At 73.5% G+C, this 14,024-nt stretch carries 11 protein-coding genes; 8 read left to right on the forward strand and 3 right to left on the reverse strand.

The genetic code is table 11. The annotated features are described in order from the left end of the window. Positions 1–42: 42 nt before the first annotated feature. The 3 genes from DDJ31_RS25330 to nudC all read left to right on the forward strand — a co-directional run bounded on the left by DDJ31_RS25330 (position 43) and on the right by nudC (position 6,136). Positions 43–3,639 (forward strand): ATP-dependent DNA helicase, encoded by a 3,597-nt coding sequence (locus DDJ31_RS25330; RefSeq protein WP_127178076.1) that lies wholly within the window; start codon positions 43–45, stop codon positions 3,637–3,639. A gap of 10 nt (positions 3,640–3,649) precedes the next feature. Then, positions 3,650–5,053, forward strand: a complete 1,404-nt coding sequence (locus DDJ31_RS25335; RefSeq protein ID WP_127178075.1) for a dipeptidase — start codon at positions 3,650–3,652, stop codon at positions 5,051–5,053. Between the two features lie 141 nt (positions 5,054–5,194). Then, the gene (nudC, locus tag DDJ31_RS25340) at positions 5,195–6,136 is read left to right on the forward strand and encodes an NAD(+) diphosphatase (RefSeq protein WP_127178074.1); all 942 of its coding nucleotides are present in this window, start codon (positions 5,195–5,197) and stop codon (positions 6,134–6,136) included. Between the two features lie 74 nt (positions 6,137–6,210). On the opposite strand, the gene DDJ31_RS25345 is transcribed toward nudC, so the two are convergent. Further along, complete coding sequence (locus DDJ31_RS25345) at positions 6,211–6,453, reverse strand: mycoredoxin (protein ID WP_127178073.1); 243 nt, start codon at positions 6,451–6,453, stop codon at positions 6,211–6,213. A 267-nt stretch (positions 6,454–6,720) separates the two neighbouring features. On the opposite strand from DDJ31_RS25345, the gene DDJ31_RS25350 reads away from it, so the two are divergent. The 4 genes from DDJ31_RS25350 (at position 6,721) to DDJ31_RS25365 (ending at position 10,276) form a co-directional block, all read left to right on the forward strand. Next, positions 6,721–8,916, forward strand: coding sequence for an ATP-dependent DNA helicase UvrD2 (locus tag DDJ31_RS25350; RefSeq protein WP_171480902.1), 2,196 nt, complete (start codon positions 6,721–6,723; stop codon positions 8,914–8,916). Positions 8,917–9,080: 164 nt separating this feature from the next. After that, the gene (locus tag DDJ31_RS25355; protein ID WP_164784897.1) at positions 9,081–9,413 is read left to right on the forward strand and encodes a hypothetical protein; all 333 of its coding nucleotides are present in this window, start codon (positions 9,081–9,083) and stop codon (positions 9,411–9,413) included. 174 nt (positions 9,414–9,587) lie between these two features. Next, positions 9,588–9,956 carry a WhiB family transcriptional regulator gene (locus tag DDJ31_RS25360; RefSeq protein ID WP_127178071.1) on the forward strand — a complete coding sequence of 123 codons (369 nt, stop codon included), beginning with the start codon at positions 9,588–9,590 and terminating at the stop codon, positions 9,954–9,956. After that, the gene (locus DDJ31_RS25365) at positions 9,953–10,276 is read left to right on the forward strand and encodes a hypothetical protein (RefSeq protein ID WP_127178070.1); all 324 of its coding nucleotides are present in this window, start codon (positions 9,953–9,955) and stop codon (positions 10,274–10,276) included. Before DDJ31_RS25360 ends, DDJ31_RS25365 begins: the two co-directional genes overlap by 4 nt. Before the next feature lie 128 nt (positions 10,277–10,404). On the opposite strand, the gene DDJ31_RS25370 is transcribed toward DDJ31_RS25365, so the two are convergent. Together DDJ31_RS25370 and DDJ31_RS25375 are read right to left on the reverse strand one after the other, a co-directional pair. Continuing rightward, positions 10,405–11,841 (reverse strand): ABC1 kinase family protein, encoded by a 1,437-nt coding sequence (locus DDJ31_RS25370; protein ID WP_127178069.1) that lies wholly within the window; start codon positions 11,839–11,841, stop codon positions 10,405–10,407. Continuing rightward, entirely contained in the window at positions 11,834–13,099 is a 1,266-nt protein-coding gene (locus tag DDJ31_RS25375; RefSeq protein WP_127182605.1) for a ThiF family adenylyltransferase, read from the reverse strand. The genes DDJ31_RS25370 and DDJ31_RS25375 overlap by 8 nt, the downstream gene beginning before the upstream one ends. A 258-nt stretch (positions 13,100–13,357) precedes the next feature. Here DDJ31_RS25375 and DDJ31_RS25380 point away from each other — a divergent pair, with 258 nt between their 5' ends. Next, a complete protein-coding gene (locus DDJ31_RS25380) occupies positions 13,358–13,948 on the forward strand; it encodes a M48 metallopeptidase family protein (RefSeq protein WP_127178068.1) in 591 nt (196 codons plus the stop codon). Positions 13,949–14,024: the final 76 nt, after the last annotated feature.

A 14,024-nucleotide genomic window follows, 5' to 3' on the forward strand; every position in this document is an offset into this window, starting at 1 on the left:
GTCAGGCCCCGACTGTCAGTGCCCACGGTTAGCCTCTGTGACGTGCCCTCCCGTATCACCGACCCCGAGCAGCTCAAAGAGCTCCTCGGCATCCCCTTCACCCCGGAGCAGACGGCCTGCATCACCGCGCCGCCCGCCCCGCAGGTGATCGTGGCCGGAGCCGGTTCGGGCAAGACGACGGTGATGGCGGCGCGCGTGGTGTGGCTGGTCGGCACCGGCCAGGTCGCCCCCGAGCAGGTCCTCGGCCTCACCTTCACCAACAAGGCCGCGGGCGAACTCGCCGAGCGGGTCCGCAAGGCGCTGGTCCGCGCGGGCGTCACCGACCCGGACGCCATCGACCCCGACAACCCGCCGGGCGAACCCGTCATCTCCACCTACCACGCCTTCGCGGGCCGCCTGCTGACCGACCACGGCCTGCGCATCGGCCTGGAACCGACGTCCCGGCTGCTCGCCGACGCGACCCGGTTCCAGCTCGCCGCGCGCGTGCTGCGCGAAGCCCCCGGCCCCTACCCGGCGCTCAGCCGCTCCTTCGCCGACCTGGTCGGAGACCTGCTCGCCCTCGACGCCGAACTCTCCGAACACCTGGTGCGCCCCGAGGAGCTGCGCGCCCACGACGCCGAGCTGCTGCGCGCCCTGGAGAGCGCCAGGCTCACCAACGCCGACCTGCGCAGGATCCCGGAGGCCGCCGCCGCCCGCCGCGAACTGGCCGACCTGGTGACCCGCTACCGCGCCGCCAAACGGGACCGCGACCTCCTCGACTTCGGCGACCAGATCGCCCTGTCCGCGCGCCTCGCCGGCATCCCCGAGGTGGGCCGCGTGCTGCGCGACGAGTTCCGGGTCGTCCTCCTCGACGAGTACCAGGACACCTCGGTGGCCCAGCGCATCCTGCTGGCCGGCCTGTTCGGCGACGGCACCGGCCACCCCGTCACCGCCGTCGGCGACCCCTGCCAGGCGATCTACGGCTGGCGCGGCGCCTCCGTCGCCAACCTGGACGACTTCCCCGCCCACTTCGCCCACGCCGACGGCCGCCCGGCCACCCGCCAGTCGCTCAGCGAGAACCGCCGCAGCGGCGGCCGGCTCCTCGACCTCGCCAACGGCCTCGCCGAACCGCTGCGCGCCCTGCACGCGGGCGTGGAGGCGCTGCGCCCCGCCCCGGGCGCCGAGCGCGACGGCCGGGTGCGGTGCGCGCTGCTGCCCACCCACGCCGAGGAACTCGACTGGCTCGCCGACTCCCTCGCCCACCTCGTCAGGACCGGGACGGCACCCGGCGAGATCGCCGTCCTGTGCCGCACCGCGGCCGACTTCGCCGAGATCCAGGGCGCCCTCGTCGCCCGGGACGTCCCCGTCGAGGTCGTCGGCCTCTCCGGGCTGCTGCACCTTCCCGAGATCGCCGACCTGGTCGCCGTCTGCGAGGTGCTCCAGGACCCCGGCGCCAACGCCGCCCTGGTCCGCCTGCTGACCGGCCCGCGCTGGCGCATCGGCCCCCGCGACCTCGCCCTCCTGGGCCGCCGCGCCCGGCATCTCGTCGCCCACGCGCGCGTGGACGCCGGTGACGACCCGGACCGACGGCTCGCCGGAGCCGTCGAGGGCGTCGACCCCGCCGAGGTGATATCGCTCGCGGACGCCCTGGACACCTTCCTCGAACTGCCCCTCGACGCCGGGCACCAGGACGACAGGCTGCCCTTCTCGCCGGACGCGCGCGTGCGCTTCGCCCGCCTCGCCGCCGAACTGCGTGACCTGCGCCGCTCGCTCGCCGACCCGCTGATGGACGTCCTGCACCGCGTCCTCGCCGTCACCGGCCTCGAGGTGGAGCTGTCCGCGTCCCCGCACGCGCTGGCCGCCCGCCGCCGCGAGACCCTCTCCAACTTCCTCGACATCGCCGCCTCCTTCGCCGCGGGCGACGGCGAGGCCACGCTCCTCGCCTTCCTCGGCTTCCTGCGCACCGCCGCCCAGTACGAGAAGGGCCTCGACAACGCGCTGCCGGGCGGCGAGAACACCGTCAAGGTGCTCACCGCGCACCGCTCCAAGGGCCTGGAGTGGGACGTCGTCGCCGTCCCCGGCCTGGTCACCGGAACCTTCCCCAGCACCCAGGGCCGCGAGAAATGGACCGCCCAGGGCAGGGTCCTGCCGCACGCCCTGCGCGGCGACGCCGACACCCTCCCCGACCTCGCGTCCTGGGACTCCCGCGGCCTGAAGTCCTTCCAGGAGGCCATGAAGGAGCACCAGCACACCGAGGAACTCCGCCTCGGCTACGTCACCTTCACCCGCCCCCGCTCCCTGCTCCTCGGCTCGGGCCACTGGTGGGGACCCCACCAGAAGAAGCGCCGCGGCCCGTCCGATTTCCTGGAAGCCCTGTACGAGCACTGCGCGCGCGGCTTCGGCGAGATCGAGGTCTGGGCGGACCAGCCCGCCGAGGACGCCGAGAACCCCGCCCTGCACCGCGCGGACGCCGACCAGGTGTGGCCGCTGCCCCTCGACGAGACGGCACTCGCCCACCGCAGGCGGGCCGCGGCCACCGTCCTCGACCACCTCAAGGCCCTCGCCTCCGCCGACGGCGACCACCAGCACGACCACGGGCACGGTCAGGGCGGCGGGCCCGGCCACCCGCACCCGGTGGCCGTCCACGACCCGGACAGCCACGACGACCCCGACTGGCCCCCGCCCCCCGACGACGAGACCTTCGACGACGGCCCCTACCCCGACGACGAGCCGTACCCGGGGGACGAGCCGTACACCGGGGAGGAGCCCTACCCGGACGAGGACGAGGACGCGGCCGGCTGGGACGCCTGGCCCACCGACCGCCCGGCCGTCCCGCACCAGGCGGCGCCCACCGGACCCGGCCACGCGCGCGTACGCCCGACGCGAGAGCCCCCGCGCGCGCGGCGACAGGAGCACGAACGCCCGCGCACCACCCCCGAGGAGGCCCGCGCCATCGCCTCCTGGGACCGCGACCTCGACGCCCTCACCGGCGAGCTGCTGCGCGCGCGGGAGGCCGTCACCGACGTCCCGCTGCCCGCCTCGCTCACCGTCTCGCAGGTGCTGCGGATGGCCGCCGACCCGGACGGATTCGCCCAGGAACTCGCCCGCCCCATGCCCCGCCCGCCGCAGCCCGCCGCCCGCCGTGGCACCCGCTTCCACGCCTGGATCGAGGCCCGCTTCGAAGCGCTGACCCTGCCCGTCCTCGAACCCGACGAGCTGCCGGGCGCCGAGGCCGAGATCGCCGACGAACAGGACCTCGAACACCTCAAGGACGCCTTCGAACGCACCGAGTACGCCCACCGCACCCCGCACCGCGTCGAGGCCCCCTTCCAGATCGCCATAGCGGGACGCGTCATCAGGGGCCGCATCGACGCCGTCTACCGGGACGGCGAGGGCGACGAGGCGCGGTACGAGATCGTCGACTGGAAGACCGCGAGGACCCACAGCGCCGATCCGCTCCAGCTCGCCCTCTACCGGCTCGCCTGGGCCGAGCAGCACGGCATCGAGGCCGAGTCGGTCGCCGCCGCCTTCGTCTACGTCCGCGACGGCGAGGTCGTCAGACCCGAGAACCTGCCCGGACGGGCCGGACTGGAAAGGCTCCTCCTGGCGGAAGCCAAGTGTGACGAACCGCCCCCCGAGGATGTCCGTGCGGGCCGATAGGCTCGTGACCATGAGCCCGACCCCGGACAGCGCCGTCCGTTCGTACATCGAACAGCACCGCGCCGCCTTCCTCGACGACCTCGCCGAGTGGCTGCGCATCCCGTCGGTGTCGGCCCAGCCCGACCACGCGCCCGACGTGCGCCGCAGCGCCGACTGGCTCGCCGCCACGCTCACGGACACCGGCTTCCCGACCGTCGAGGTCTGGGAGACGCCCGGCGCCCCCGCCGTCTTCGCCTCCTGGCCCGCCGAGGACCCGGCCGCGCCCACCGTCCTCGTCTACGGCCACCACGACGTCCAGCCCGCCGCCCGCGAGGACGGCTGGCACAGCGACCCCTTCGAACCCGTCGTACGGGACGGCCGCCTCTACGCGCGCGGGGCCGCCGACGACAAGGGGCAGGTGTTCTTCCACACACTCGGCGTCCGCGCCCACCTCGCCGCCACCGGCCGCACCGCCCCCGCCGTCCACCTCAAGCTGCTCGTCGAGGGCGAGGAGGAGTCCGGCTCCCCGCACTTCCGGGCCCTCGTCGAGGACCGCGCCGAGCGGCTCACCGCCGACGCCGTGATCGTCTCCGACACCGGCATGTGGGCCGAGGACACCCCCACGGTCTGCACCGGCATGCGCGGCCTCGCCGAGTGCGAGATCACCCTCCACGGACCCGACCAGGACATCCACTCCGGATCCTTCGGCGGCGCCGTCCCCAACCCGGCCACCGAGATCGCCCGGCTGGTCGCCGCCCTGCACGACGACCACGCGCGCGTGGCGGTGCCCGGCTTCTACGACGGCGTCGTCGACCTCACCGACCGCGAGCGCGCCCTCTTCGCGGAACTGCCCTTCGACGAGGCGCGCTGGCTGCGCACGGCCTCCTCGCACGCGACCCGCGGCGAAGCGGGACACACCACCCTGGAGCGGGTCTGGGCCCGCCCGACCGCCGAGGTCAACGGCATCGGCGGCGGCTACCAGGGCCCCGGCAGCAAGACGATCGTCCCGTCGTCGGCCATGGTGAAGCTCTCCTTCCGCCTGGTCGCGGGGCAGGACCCCGACCACATCGAGAAGGCCGTCCGCGCCTGGGCCGCCGACCGGGTGCCCGCCGGGATCAGGTGCGAGATCACCTTCGGCCCCGCCACCCGCCCCTGCCTGACCCCGCTCGACCACCCCGCCCTCACCTCCGTGGCCCGCGCCATGGGCCGCGCCTTCGAGTCCCCGGTCCTCTTCACCCGCGAGGGCGGCTCGGGACCCGCCGCCGATCTCCAGGAGGTGCTGGGGGCGCCCGTCCTCTTCCTGGGCATCTCGGTGCCCTCCGACGGCTGGCACGCACCCGACGAGAAGGTCGAACTCGACCTCCTCCTGAAGGGCGTCGAGACCACCGCGTACCTCTGGGGCGACCTCGCGGAGAGTTGGCGCCGTGCGCCCTGACCACCCCGCGCGGTCCGGAGCGGCACCGGCGCGGGGGCACACTGGGAGAGCCACCCCGCACCGCCCAGCCCCGCCGGACGCGGTCGCCCGCCCTACGTCCCGCCGAAACAATCCGTTCCACCGGGGGAGTTGGAAGTACCCGTGACCACCTGGACCGACCACACCGCCGACCGCCCCATCTCGCTCACCGCCCCCAGCGGCATCGACCGCGCCGCGCACCACCGCCTCGACGAGGCCTGGCTCGCGGCGGCATGGAGCCACCCCACGACCCGCTGCTTCGTGGTCTCAGGCGGTCAGGTCCTCCTCGACGAGACGCCCGACGGCCGCACCGAACTCGTCATGACGCCCTCCTTCGAGGCGCCCCTCACCGAGGCGCACCGCTACTTCCTCGGCACCGACGAGGACGGCGTCAGCTACTTCGCCCTCCAGAAGGACTCGCTGCCCGGCCGCATCGACCAGTCCGCGCGCCCGGCGGGCCTGCGCGAGGCAGGACTGCTGCTGTCGGCGCGCGACGCGGGCCTCATGGTGCACGCCGTCGGCCTGGAGAACTGGCAGCGCACCCACCGCTTCTGCTCCCGCTGCGGGGAGCGCACCAACATCGCCGCGGCCGGCCACATCCGCCGCTGCTCCGCCTGCGGCGCCGAGCACTACCCGCGCACCGACCCCGCGGTGATCATGGCGGTCACCGACGACGAGGACCGCATCCTCCTCGGCCGCCAGGTGCACTGGCCCGAGGGGCGCTTCTCCACGCTCGCCGGGTTCGTGGAGCCCGGCGAGTCCATCGAGCAGACGGTCCGCCGCGAGGTCTTCGAGGAGGCCGGGATCACCGTCGGCCGCGCCGACTACGTCGCCAGCCAGCCCTGGCCGTTCCCGTCCAGCCTGATGCTCGGCTTCATGGCCCGCGCCACCTCCACGGAGATCAACGTCGACGGTGACGAGATCCACGAGGCCCGCTGGTTCTCCCGCGACGAACTGGGCGCCGCCTTCGAGTCGGGCGAGGTCCTGCCGCCCTACGGCATCTCCATCGCGGCCCGCCTGATCGAGCTGTGGTACGGCAAGCCGCTGCCCACACGGAGCGTGTGACCGACCGGTCCGTGACACGAGAAGGCGGCCCCTGAAGACCTCTCAGGAGCCGCCTTCCGGCCTGGTGCGGCCGATCACGCGCCGATCTTCTGCTTCACCTGCGCGAGCGACGGGTTGGTCAGCGTCGAACCGTCGGGGAACAGCACGGTCGGCACGGTCTGGTTGCCGCCGTTCGCCTTCTCCACGAACGCCGCGGACTCCGGGTCGTGCTCGATGTTGATCTCGTCGTACGTGATGCCCTCACGGTCCATCTGGCTCTTGAGCCGGCGGCAGTAGCCGCACCACGTGGTGCTGTACATCGTCACAGTGCCCGGCATGTCTTTCGCGCTCCTCGGCTGATCGGGGATGAGTGCTCGCGTGGAGGGAACGTACGGCACCCCTCCGCCATTCCCCCACGCGCGCCCGCGACGGAAGCGCGGCCGGCCGGAGTGACGCACGCCGGGCCGGCCGGGGTGACGCATGCAGGGTCGGGGGTCACGCACGCCGGGCCCGCCGGGGTGACGCACGCCGCATTAATACGACTGTCGGGGCGTGCCTGTGGACAACCGACTCGTCCGTCACGGGCGACCTGGCAGCATGGCCGTGTGACAGCAGCAACGCACTCCTCGCTCTTCCCTCAGGTACCGGACTCGGCCGACGCGGTGCTCGACGGGCTCGACCCCGAGCAGCGCGCGGTCGCCACCGCCCTGCACGGTCCGGTGTGCGTACTGGCGGGCGCCGGTACCGGCAAGACCCGGGCGATCACCCACCGCATCGCCTACGGGGTGCGCGCGGGCATCCTCCAGCCCTCCACCGTGCTCGCCGTCACCTTCACCAACCGGGCCGCGGGCGAGATGCGTGGCCGGCTGCGCCAGCTCGGCGCCGCCGGTGTCCAGGCCCGCACCTTCCACTCGGCGGCCCTGCGCCAGCTCCAGTACTTCTGGCCCAAGGCGATCGGCGGCTCCATGCCCCGGCTCGTCGACCGCAAGATCCAGCTCGTCGCGGACGCCGCCGCGGCCTGCCGGATCCGGCTCGACCGGGGTGAGCTGCGGGACGTCACCGGGGAGATCGAGTGGTCCAAGGTCACCCAGACCGTCCCCGCCGACTACGCCCTCGCCGCCGCCAAGGCCGGCCGCGACGCCCCCCGCGACCCGGCCGAGATCGCCCAGCTCTACTCCGTCTACGAGGACCTCAAGCGGGACCGCTCCGTCATCGACTTCGAGGACGTCCTGCTGCTCACCGTCGCCGTCCTCCAGGACCGGCAGGACGTCGCCGAGCAGGTCCGCTCCCAGTACCAGCACTTCGTGGTCGACGAGTACCAGGACGTCAGCCCCCTCCAGCAGCGCCTCCTCGAACTGTGGCTCGGCGAGCGGGACAGCCTCTGCGTGGTCGGCGACGCCAGCCAGACCATCTACTCGTTCACCGGCGCCACCCCCGACCACCTCCTCGACTTCCGCAACCGCCACCCCGGCGCCACCGTCGTCAAGCTGGTCCGCGACTACCGCTCCACCCCCCAGGTCGTCCACCTCGCCAACGGCCTCCTCTCCCAGGCCCGCGGCCGGGCCGCCGACCACCGCCTCGAACTGGTCTCGCAGCGCTCCGCGGGCCCCGAACCCGGCTACACCGAGTACCCGGACGAGCCCGCCGAGGCCGAGGGCGCCGCCCGCCGCATCCGCGAACTCGTCGACGCGGGCGTCCGGGCGAGCGAGATCGCGATCCTGTTCCGCACGAACTCCCAGTCCGAAACGTACGAACAGGCCCTCGCGGACGCGGGCGTCTCCTACCAGCTGCGCGGCGCCGAGCGCTTCTTCGACCGGCCCGAGGTGCGCAAGGCGGGCGTCGCGCTGCGCGGCGCGGCCCGCTTCGGCGGCAACGACTCCCTGCTGGACGAGGCCGTCGACCTGCCCTCCCAGGTGCGCGCCGTGCTGTCGGGGGAGGGGTGGACCCCGCAGCCACCGGCCGGCTCCGGTGCCGTGCGGGAGCGGTGGGAGTCCCTGGCCGCGCTGGTGAACCTGGCGCACGACTTCGCCGCCGCCAAGCCCGGCGCCACCCTCGGCGACCTGGTCGCCGAGCTGGACGAGCGGGCCGGGGCCCAGCACGCCCCGACCGTGCAGGGCGTCACCCTGGCCTCCCTGCACTCGGCCAAGGGCCTGGAATGGGACGTCGTCTTCCTGGTCGGCGTCGCCGAGGGCATGATGCCCATCACCTACGCGAAGACCGACGAGCAGATCGAGGAGGAGCGCAGGCTCCTCTATGTCGGGGTCACCCGAGCCCGGGAGCGCCTGCATGTCTCCTGGGCGCTGTCCCGCTCGCCGGGCGGCCGGGCGAGCCGCAGGCCCAGCCGCTTCCTCGACGGACTGCGCCCCGGTTCCACCGGCGCCGCCGGGCGGGCCGCGTCGGGCGGCGTCGCGGGCGTCGAGCGCGGCTTCACCACCCGGGCGGAGGCGGCGCCCCGGCGCGTGCAGCGCACGGTGGCCCGCTGCCGGGTGTGCGGGCGCACGCTCACCGACGCGGGTGAGATGAAGCTGATGCGCTGCGAGGAGTGCCCGTCCGACATGGACGAGGGGCTGTACGAGCGGCTGCGGGACTGGCGGGCCGTCCAGGCGCGTCGCAGCGGCCAGCCGGCCTTCTGCGTCTTCACCGACAAGACGCTGATGGCGATCGCCGAGGCGGTGCCCGACGCCGACGGCGAGCTGGCCCGGATCCCCGGGGTCGGCGTGCGCAAGCTGCACCGCTACGGAGCCGATGTCCTGGCCATCTGCGCAGGCCAGGAGGTCGAGGAGGGGGACGGCGAGGGGTGAGCGAAAATCGTCGAGAAAATAGTTTGCGCATGCCCCGGCAATCCCCATAGGTTCTTATCCACGGGGATGGAGGCCTTCTGGGAGGCCCCGGAACCGTGTTCTACTTACATACCCGTGGGTTGGTTCGTCCCAGCCCCTTGAGACGCCGAGAGGAGGCGAGTCCAGTGATCACCATCAACGAGATTTCCAGCAGTGTCGTCAAACTGACCGATCACTCGGCTGTCGCTTCCCCGCGCGTTCTCGGTACCCCGAACAACGGCACCGGTCTGTCCGGCATTCGTGCCGTCCTGCCGGTCTGCGCTCTGTCCGTGGCGGATCTTCCCGTCCGCGACCGGGGCGAGCGCAATGAGCGAGCGACCAAGGCACTGGAAGCAGTAGCGGCAGAGGCACAGGCCTATGCCTTTACGGCGGCCGGTGCCGGAGGCCGCAAGCAGACGACGCACCACCACCAGATGTGGGCCTTCCGCGGGCCAGAACCCTGGAGTGATCCAGCCTGATCGTCGATCAGGTCGGCGCCTTCAGGGCCGCGGAACCCCATCCGGGATCCGCGGCCCTTTTGTTTGTCCCCGACCAGGGACGGCAGAACGAAGGAGCCTCGGGCAAGAGCACCACTCGGTACCAGCCGCCAACCGGTCGACCCGACCGGCACGACCAGACGAGGAAAACCAGCCGTGCAACTCGAGACGCACGCCCCGTCCGTACCGCCTTCCGACACGATCTCCCCGCCCGGTTCCACGGAGGACCCCACCTTGACCCCGCTCACGGCGCTCACCGCGCTCGACGACGCCATCGAGAACCTCGGCGTGCCCGTCCCCTGCCGTTCCTACGACCCGGAGGTCTTCTTCGCCGAGTCGCCGGCCGATGTCGAGTACGCCAAGTCCCTCTGCCGTACCTGCCCGCTGGTCGAGGCCTGCCTCGCCGGGGCCAAGGAGCGGCGTGAGCCGTGGGGCGTCTGGGGTGGCGAGCTGTTCGTCCAGGGCGTCGTCGTCGCCCGGAAGCGGCCGCGTGGCCGCCCGCGCAAGAACCCGGTCACGGCATGAACACCCTCGGAACGATCGACCGCCCCTTCACGCACGACCCCAAGAAACAGGCCCCGATGATGCCGTCCACCCACGAGCCCACCGGCTCCGCGATCGAAGATTTCACCACCACAGGCGCGACCGGTTCGCGTCAGAACAGGACCCGCGAGATGCAACTCATCCCAGAAGCCCTGGCTCGTGCGCATATGCACGACCGCCTGGCGGAGGCGCAACGGGAGCGCCGGGCCATGAGCCTGGCCACCGCGCGCCGGATGCAGCGCCGGGCGGAGCGCGCGTCGATGCGCGCCCGCCGTGCGCTCGCCATCGCCGTGATGCAGTAGGCGATCCCCGCCCCAGGCGGTGGCCTCCCGGTCCCGGGAGGAGATGACCCCACGGGGGCCGGTCCGCGCCGACGGACCGGCCCCCGACGTGTGTCGGGGCGGCGGCCGGCCGTGCGGAGCGCGGTGGCTCAGGCCCCCGCCGCGGCCTGCTCCCCTCCGTCCGTCCCGTCTGTTCCGTCCATGCCGTCCATCCCGTCTGTTCCGTGCGTGCCGTCCATCGGGTCCTCCTCCGGTACGTAGCCCGGCAGCCACGCCTCCAGTTCGTCGCGCAGTCTGACCGTCGCCCCCAACTGGCACAGCACACCGATGGTGCTGAGGGTGACCCGGTGGATGAGGAGGTAGGAGGGCGGGAGGTTCAGCTGCCGCCCCAACTGGTGGGCGGGGGAGCGGGGATCGGCGATGCTGGCCGCCTGACCGCGCATCCAGCCCCGGGTGAAGGTGAACGCGTCCACCCGTGCCGGTTCGATGATCGGCAGCAGATAGTCGAGGACCGCGACGGGGTCGAGCTCTATCGACTCCCTGACGAAGCCCTCCGCGCGGAGGTGGTCGTAGACCGCCTCCGCGTCGCCGTCCAGCGTCATCCGCAGGGACTCGCCGATCGAGGCGGGCAGCCCCTCCGGCAGCCGGTCGACCGTGCCGAAGTCGAGGACGCCGAGCCGCCAGTCGCCGTCCCCGTCCCCGTCCGGGCCGCCCGGCAGCAGCCGGAAGTTGCCGGGGTGCGGGTCGGCGTGCAGCAGGCCGGTGCGGGCCGGGCCGGAGAAGAGGAAACGGGCCAGGAGCTGTCCGGCCCGGTCGCGCTGCTCCTGGGTGCCGTCCGCGATGATCTCCGACAGCGGGATGCCGTCGATCCACTCGGTGATCAGCACCTGCTCGCACTGGTGGACCACCTCGGGCACCAGGACATCGGGATCGCCCGCGAACTCCTCGGCGTGCGCCTGCTGGGCCGCCGCCTCCAGGCTGTAGTCCAGCTCCTCGGAGACCCGGTCCCGCAACTCGGTGATCAGGGGCTTGATGTCCATGCCGGGGATGAGCGGCCCGAGCAGCCGGGCGAAGCGGCTGAGCTGGGTCAGGTCCGACAGCAGGGCCTCGCCCGCCCCCGGGTACTGCACCTTGACCGCCACCTCACGGCCGTCGTGCCACACCCCGCGGTGGACCTGGCCGATCGAGGCCGCCGCCGACGGCTTCTCCTCGAACTCCAGGAACAGCTGCTGCCAGTCCTCGCCGAGCCGCTCCTCGAGCACCGCGTGCACGGTGCGCGTCGGCATCGGAGGGGCCGCCTCCTGGAGCTTCGTCAGGGCCGCCCGGTAGGGGCCCGCGACCTCCTCGGGCAGCGCCGACTCGAACACGGACAGGGCCTGGCCGAACTTCATGGCACCGCCCTTGAGCTCGCCGAGCACCTTGAACAACTGCTCCGCCGTGCGCTGTTGCAGCTCACGGCCGACGATCTCCGCTGACTCGCCGACGATCCGCTTGCCCAGTCCCCAGGTCGCCCGCCCGGCGAAGCCGAGCGGGAGCGCGGCGAGCTTGGCGGTCCGGGTGACCGCCTTGCGGGGAAGATCAGACATGCGCCCTCCAAGTCCCAGCCGGCCGCGCCGCGTCCGCCGTGCGGCTTGACTCCTTCGACGGCCCTTGCACCGCCATTGTCGCGCGCCGCTCCTCCTCATCGGAGGTGTGCCCGTCCTCGGTTCTCACCGCGGCCCCGCACCGGCAGGCCGGATGCGCCGTGACCGGTCGCGCGTGCCAGTGCAGCGCGGGCAGCGAGGTCTCCCAGCGGGCGCCGGCGCTGGTCGGCACCCGGCCGTCCAGGAACGTGAGCGCGTGCGCGGCGGTCAGCCCGGCGACGGTCGTGGCCAGCGCCAGATCGCAGGCCCGTGCCGGACGCGGCGCACCCGAGCGCCACTGCGCGATCAGCCGCGGCCAGGTCGGGTCCCGGTCGGTGCGCGTCTCCTGGAGGCAGCCCGCGCAGCCGGTGTCGCCCGGCAGCACCAGCGGGCCGACCACGCCGGTCGCCTCCACCACGCCCGCGTACAGATGCGGGGTGCCCGAGGCGAGCAGCGCGGCGGCGGTGGCGGGGTCGGGCGCGTGGACGGCGACGTCGTCGCGCGGGGTCAGGATCACCAGGGACAGAGCTGTGCTCCCGGTCCCGGGGGAGGCATCCGGGACAGTGGAGGGGGCGGGAGCGGCGGCGGTGGCCGTCCGCGCGCTCCTCGGGCCGCTCCGCGGTGGCCGGTCGGGGGCGTGGCAGCGGGCCGCGCGGCGGGCGGAGTCGGCCCTGCGCTCGCCCACCGACTCCGCGGGCAGGCCACCGGGAGCCACGTCCCCCGGCTCGACCCGGCCGCTGTCGCACACATCGACCGCGCCGACGCCGGCCGCCGCCAGCAGGGAGGCGACGAGCGCGCCCACCCGGCCGGCGCCGCGCACCTGCACGCGCAGCGAGCGGCGGGCCGCCAGCCGTCCGATCGCCTCGCCCGGCTCGGTGGCGAGCAGCGACAGGGAGGCGAGGTCGGGGCGCAGCCGGTCGAGGACCGCCTTCCTGGCGCGCAGTTCATCGGCTGCCGGGCCGCCGCCCCGGGCGTCGTCGAGCAGACCCGCTCTGGCCAGCCGGGTCACCAGCCGGTCGACATGGCCGTCCGGGAGGTCCATCCGGCGGCCCTCCTCGCGCAGCAGCGGCAGCCCCCGGGTGCCGTTGAGCAGGTCGAGGAAGCTGCCCGTGGCCGTGTCCACCGGGCCCAGGGTCAGCGCGTGCGCCGGGGCCATCCCGAACTGCACGGTGTTGAGGTCGCGCCAGCCGCGCCTGAGCGCGGTCTTCATCTGCGGAACCATCCGCTCCAGAGCATCCGTGCCAGCGTCCATCCCAGGCCCCCGTAACCGCTCGCGTCCGTCGCCGGACTCCCCGTCGGCCCGCGGAGCCGGTCGAGGCCCCGCGGCGACTGCCAGCATGCACGGACCCCGCCGGTCCGTGCCGAGAGTTGTCCACAGGCGGTGGATATTCGTCGTACTAATCAAGCGCTTGGCGGGGCGGCGACACCGAACCGTCCCGGGGTCGGGACTTCCCGCGTGTGCAGCGGGTAACGTCGGGGCGTGTCCGCCGACCCACTGCACCGCGCCGGAGCACCACAGCGCAGTACCAAGAGCCAGCCGCCGAGCGGGGCCAGCGCGATCGAGGTGCGCAGGAGCGACCGTCGACGCCGGACGGTCTCCGCGTACCGCGACGGCGATCGCACCGTCGTGCTCATCCCCGCCCGGATGTCCGAGGCGGAGGAGCAGCGCTGGGTGAGCGTCATGCTCGACAAACTCGCCGCGCAGGAGAGCAAACGGGTCCTCGGCGACGACGAGCTGGCGGAGCGCGCTGGGCGGCTGTCCGAGCAGTACTTCCAGGGCCGTGCCAGGCCCGCCTCGGTGCGCTGGGTCACCAACCAGAACACCCGCTGGGGCTCCTGCACCCCCTCCGAGGGCAGCATCCGCCTGTCGCACCGCCTCCAGGGCATGCCCGAGTACGTCGTCGACTACGTGCTGCTGCACGAACTCGCCCATCTGCTGGTGCCCGGCCACGGCCCCCGGTTCTGGCGGCTGCTGGACGGATACCCGCGCACCGAGCGGGCGCGCGGGTATCTGGAGGGGGTCGTCGCCGCCGACCGGCTGCCGCACGCGCCGGGCGCTCGCGACGAGTGAGCGGCGCCGCACGGCGCGTGGGCGTTGTGTACCGGGTCTGTACCGACCCCTCGCGGTGTCGGACTTTGCCGTTAGC

The organism is Streptomyces griseoviridis (genome assembly GCF_005222485.1).
In the GTDB taxonomy this organism is placed as follows: Bacteria; Actinomycetota; Actinomycetes; order Streptomycetales; family Streptomycetaceae; genus Streptomyces; species Streptomyces hintoniae.

Bases quoted from the DNA above. Each gene is read 5' to 3' on its own strand.
- DDJ31_RS25335 (WP_127178075.1), top strand. From the start codon at position 3,650: ATGAGCCCGACCCCGGACAGCGCCGTCCGTTCGTACATCGAACAGCAC.
- DDJ31_RS25345 (WP_127178073.1), bottom strand. From the start codon at position 6,453: ATGCCGGGCACTGTGACGATGTACAGCACCACGTGGTGCGGCTACTGC.
- DDJ31_RS25365 (WP_127178070.1), top strand. From the start codon at position 9,953: ATGAACACCCTCGGAACGATCGACCGCCCCTTCACGCACGACCCCAAG.
- DDJ31_RS25370 (WP_127178069.1), bottom strand. From the start codon at position 11,841: ATGTCTGATCTTCCCCGCAAGGCGGTCACCCGGACCGCCAAGCTCGCC.
- DDJ31_RS25375 (WP_127182605.1), bottom strand. From the start codon at position 13,099: ATGGTTCCGCAGATGAAGACCGCGCTCAGGCGCGGCTGGCGCGACCTC.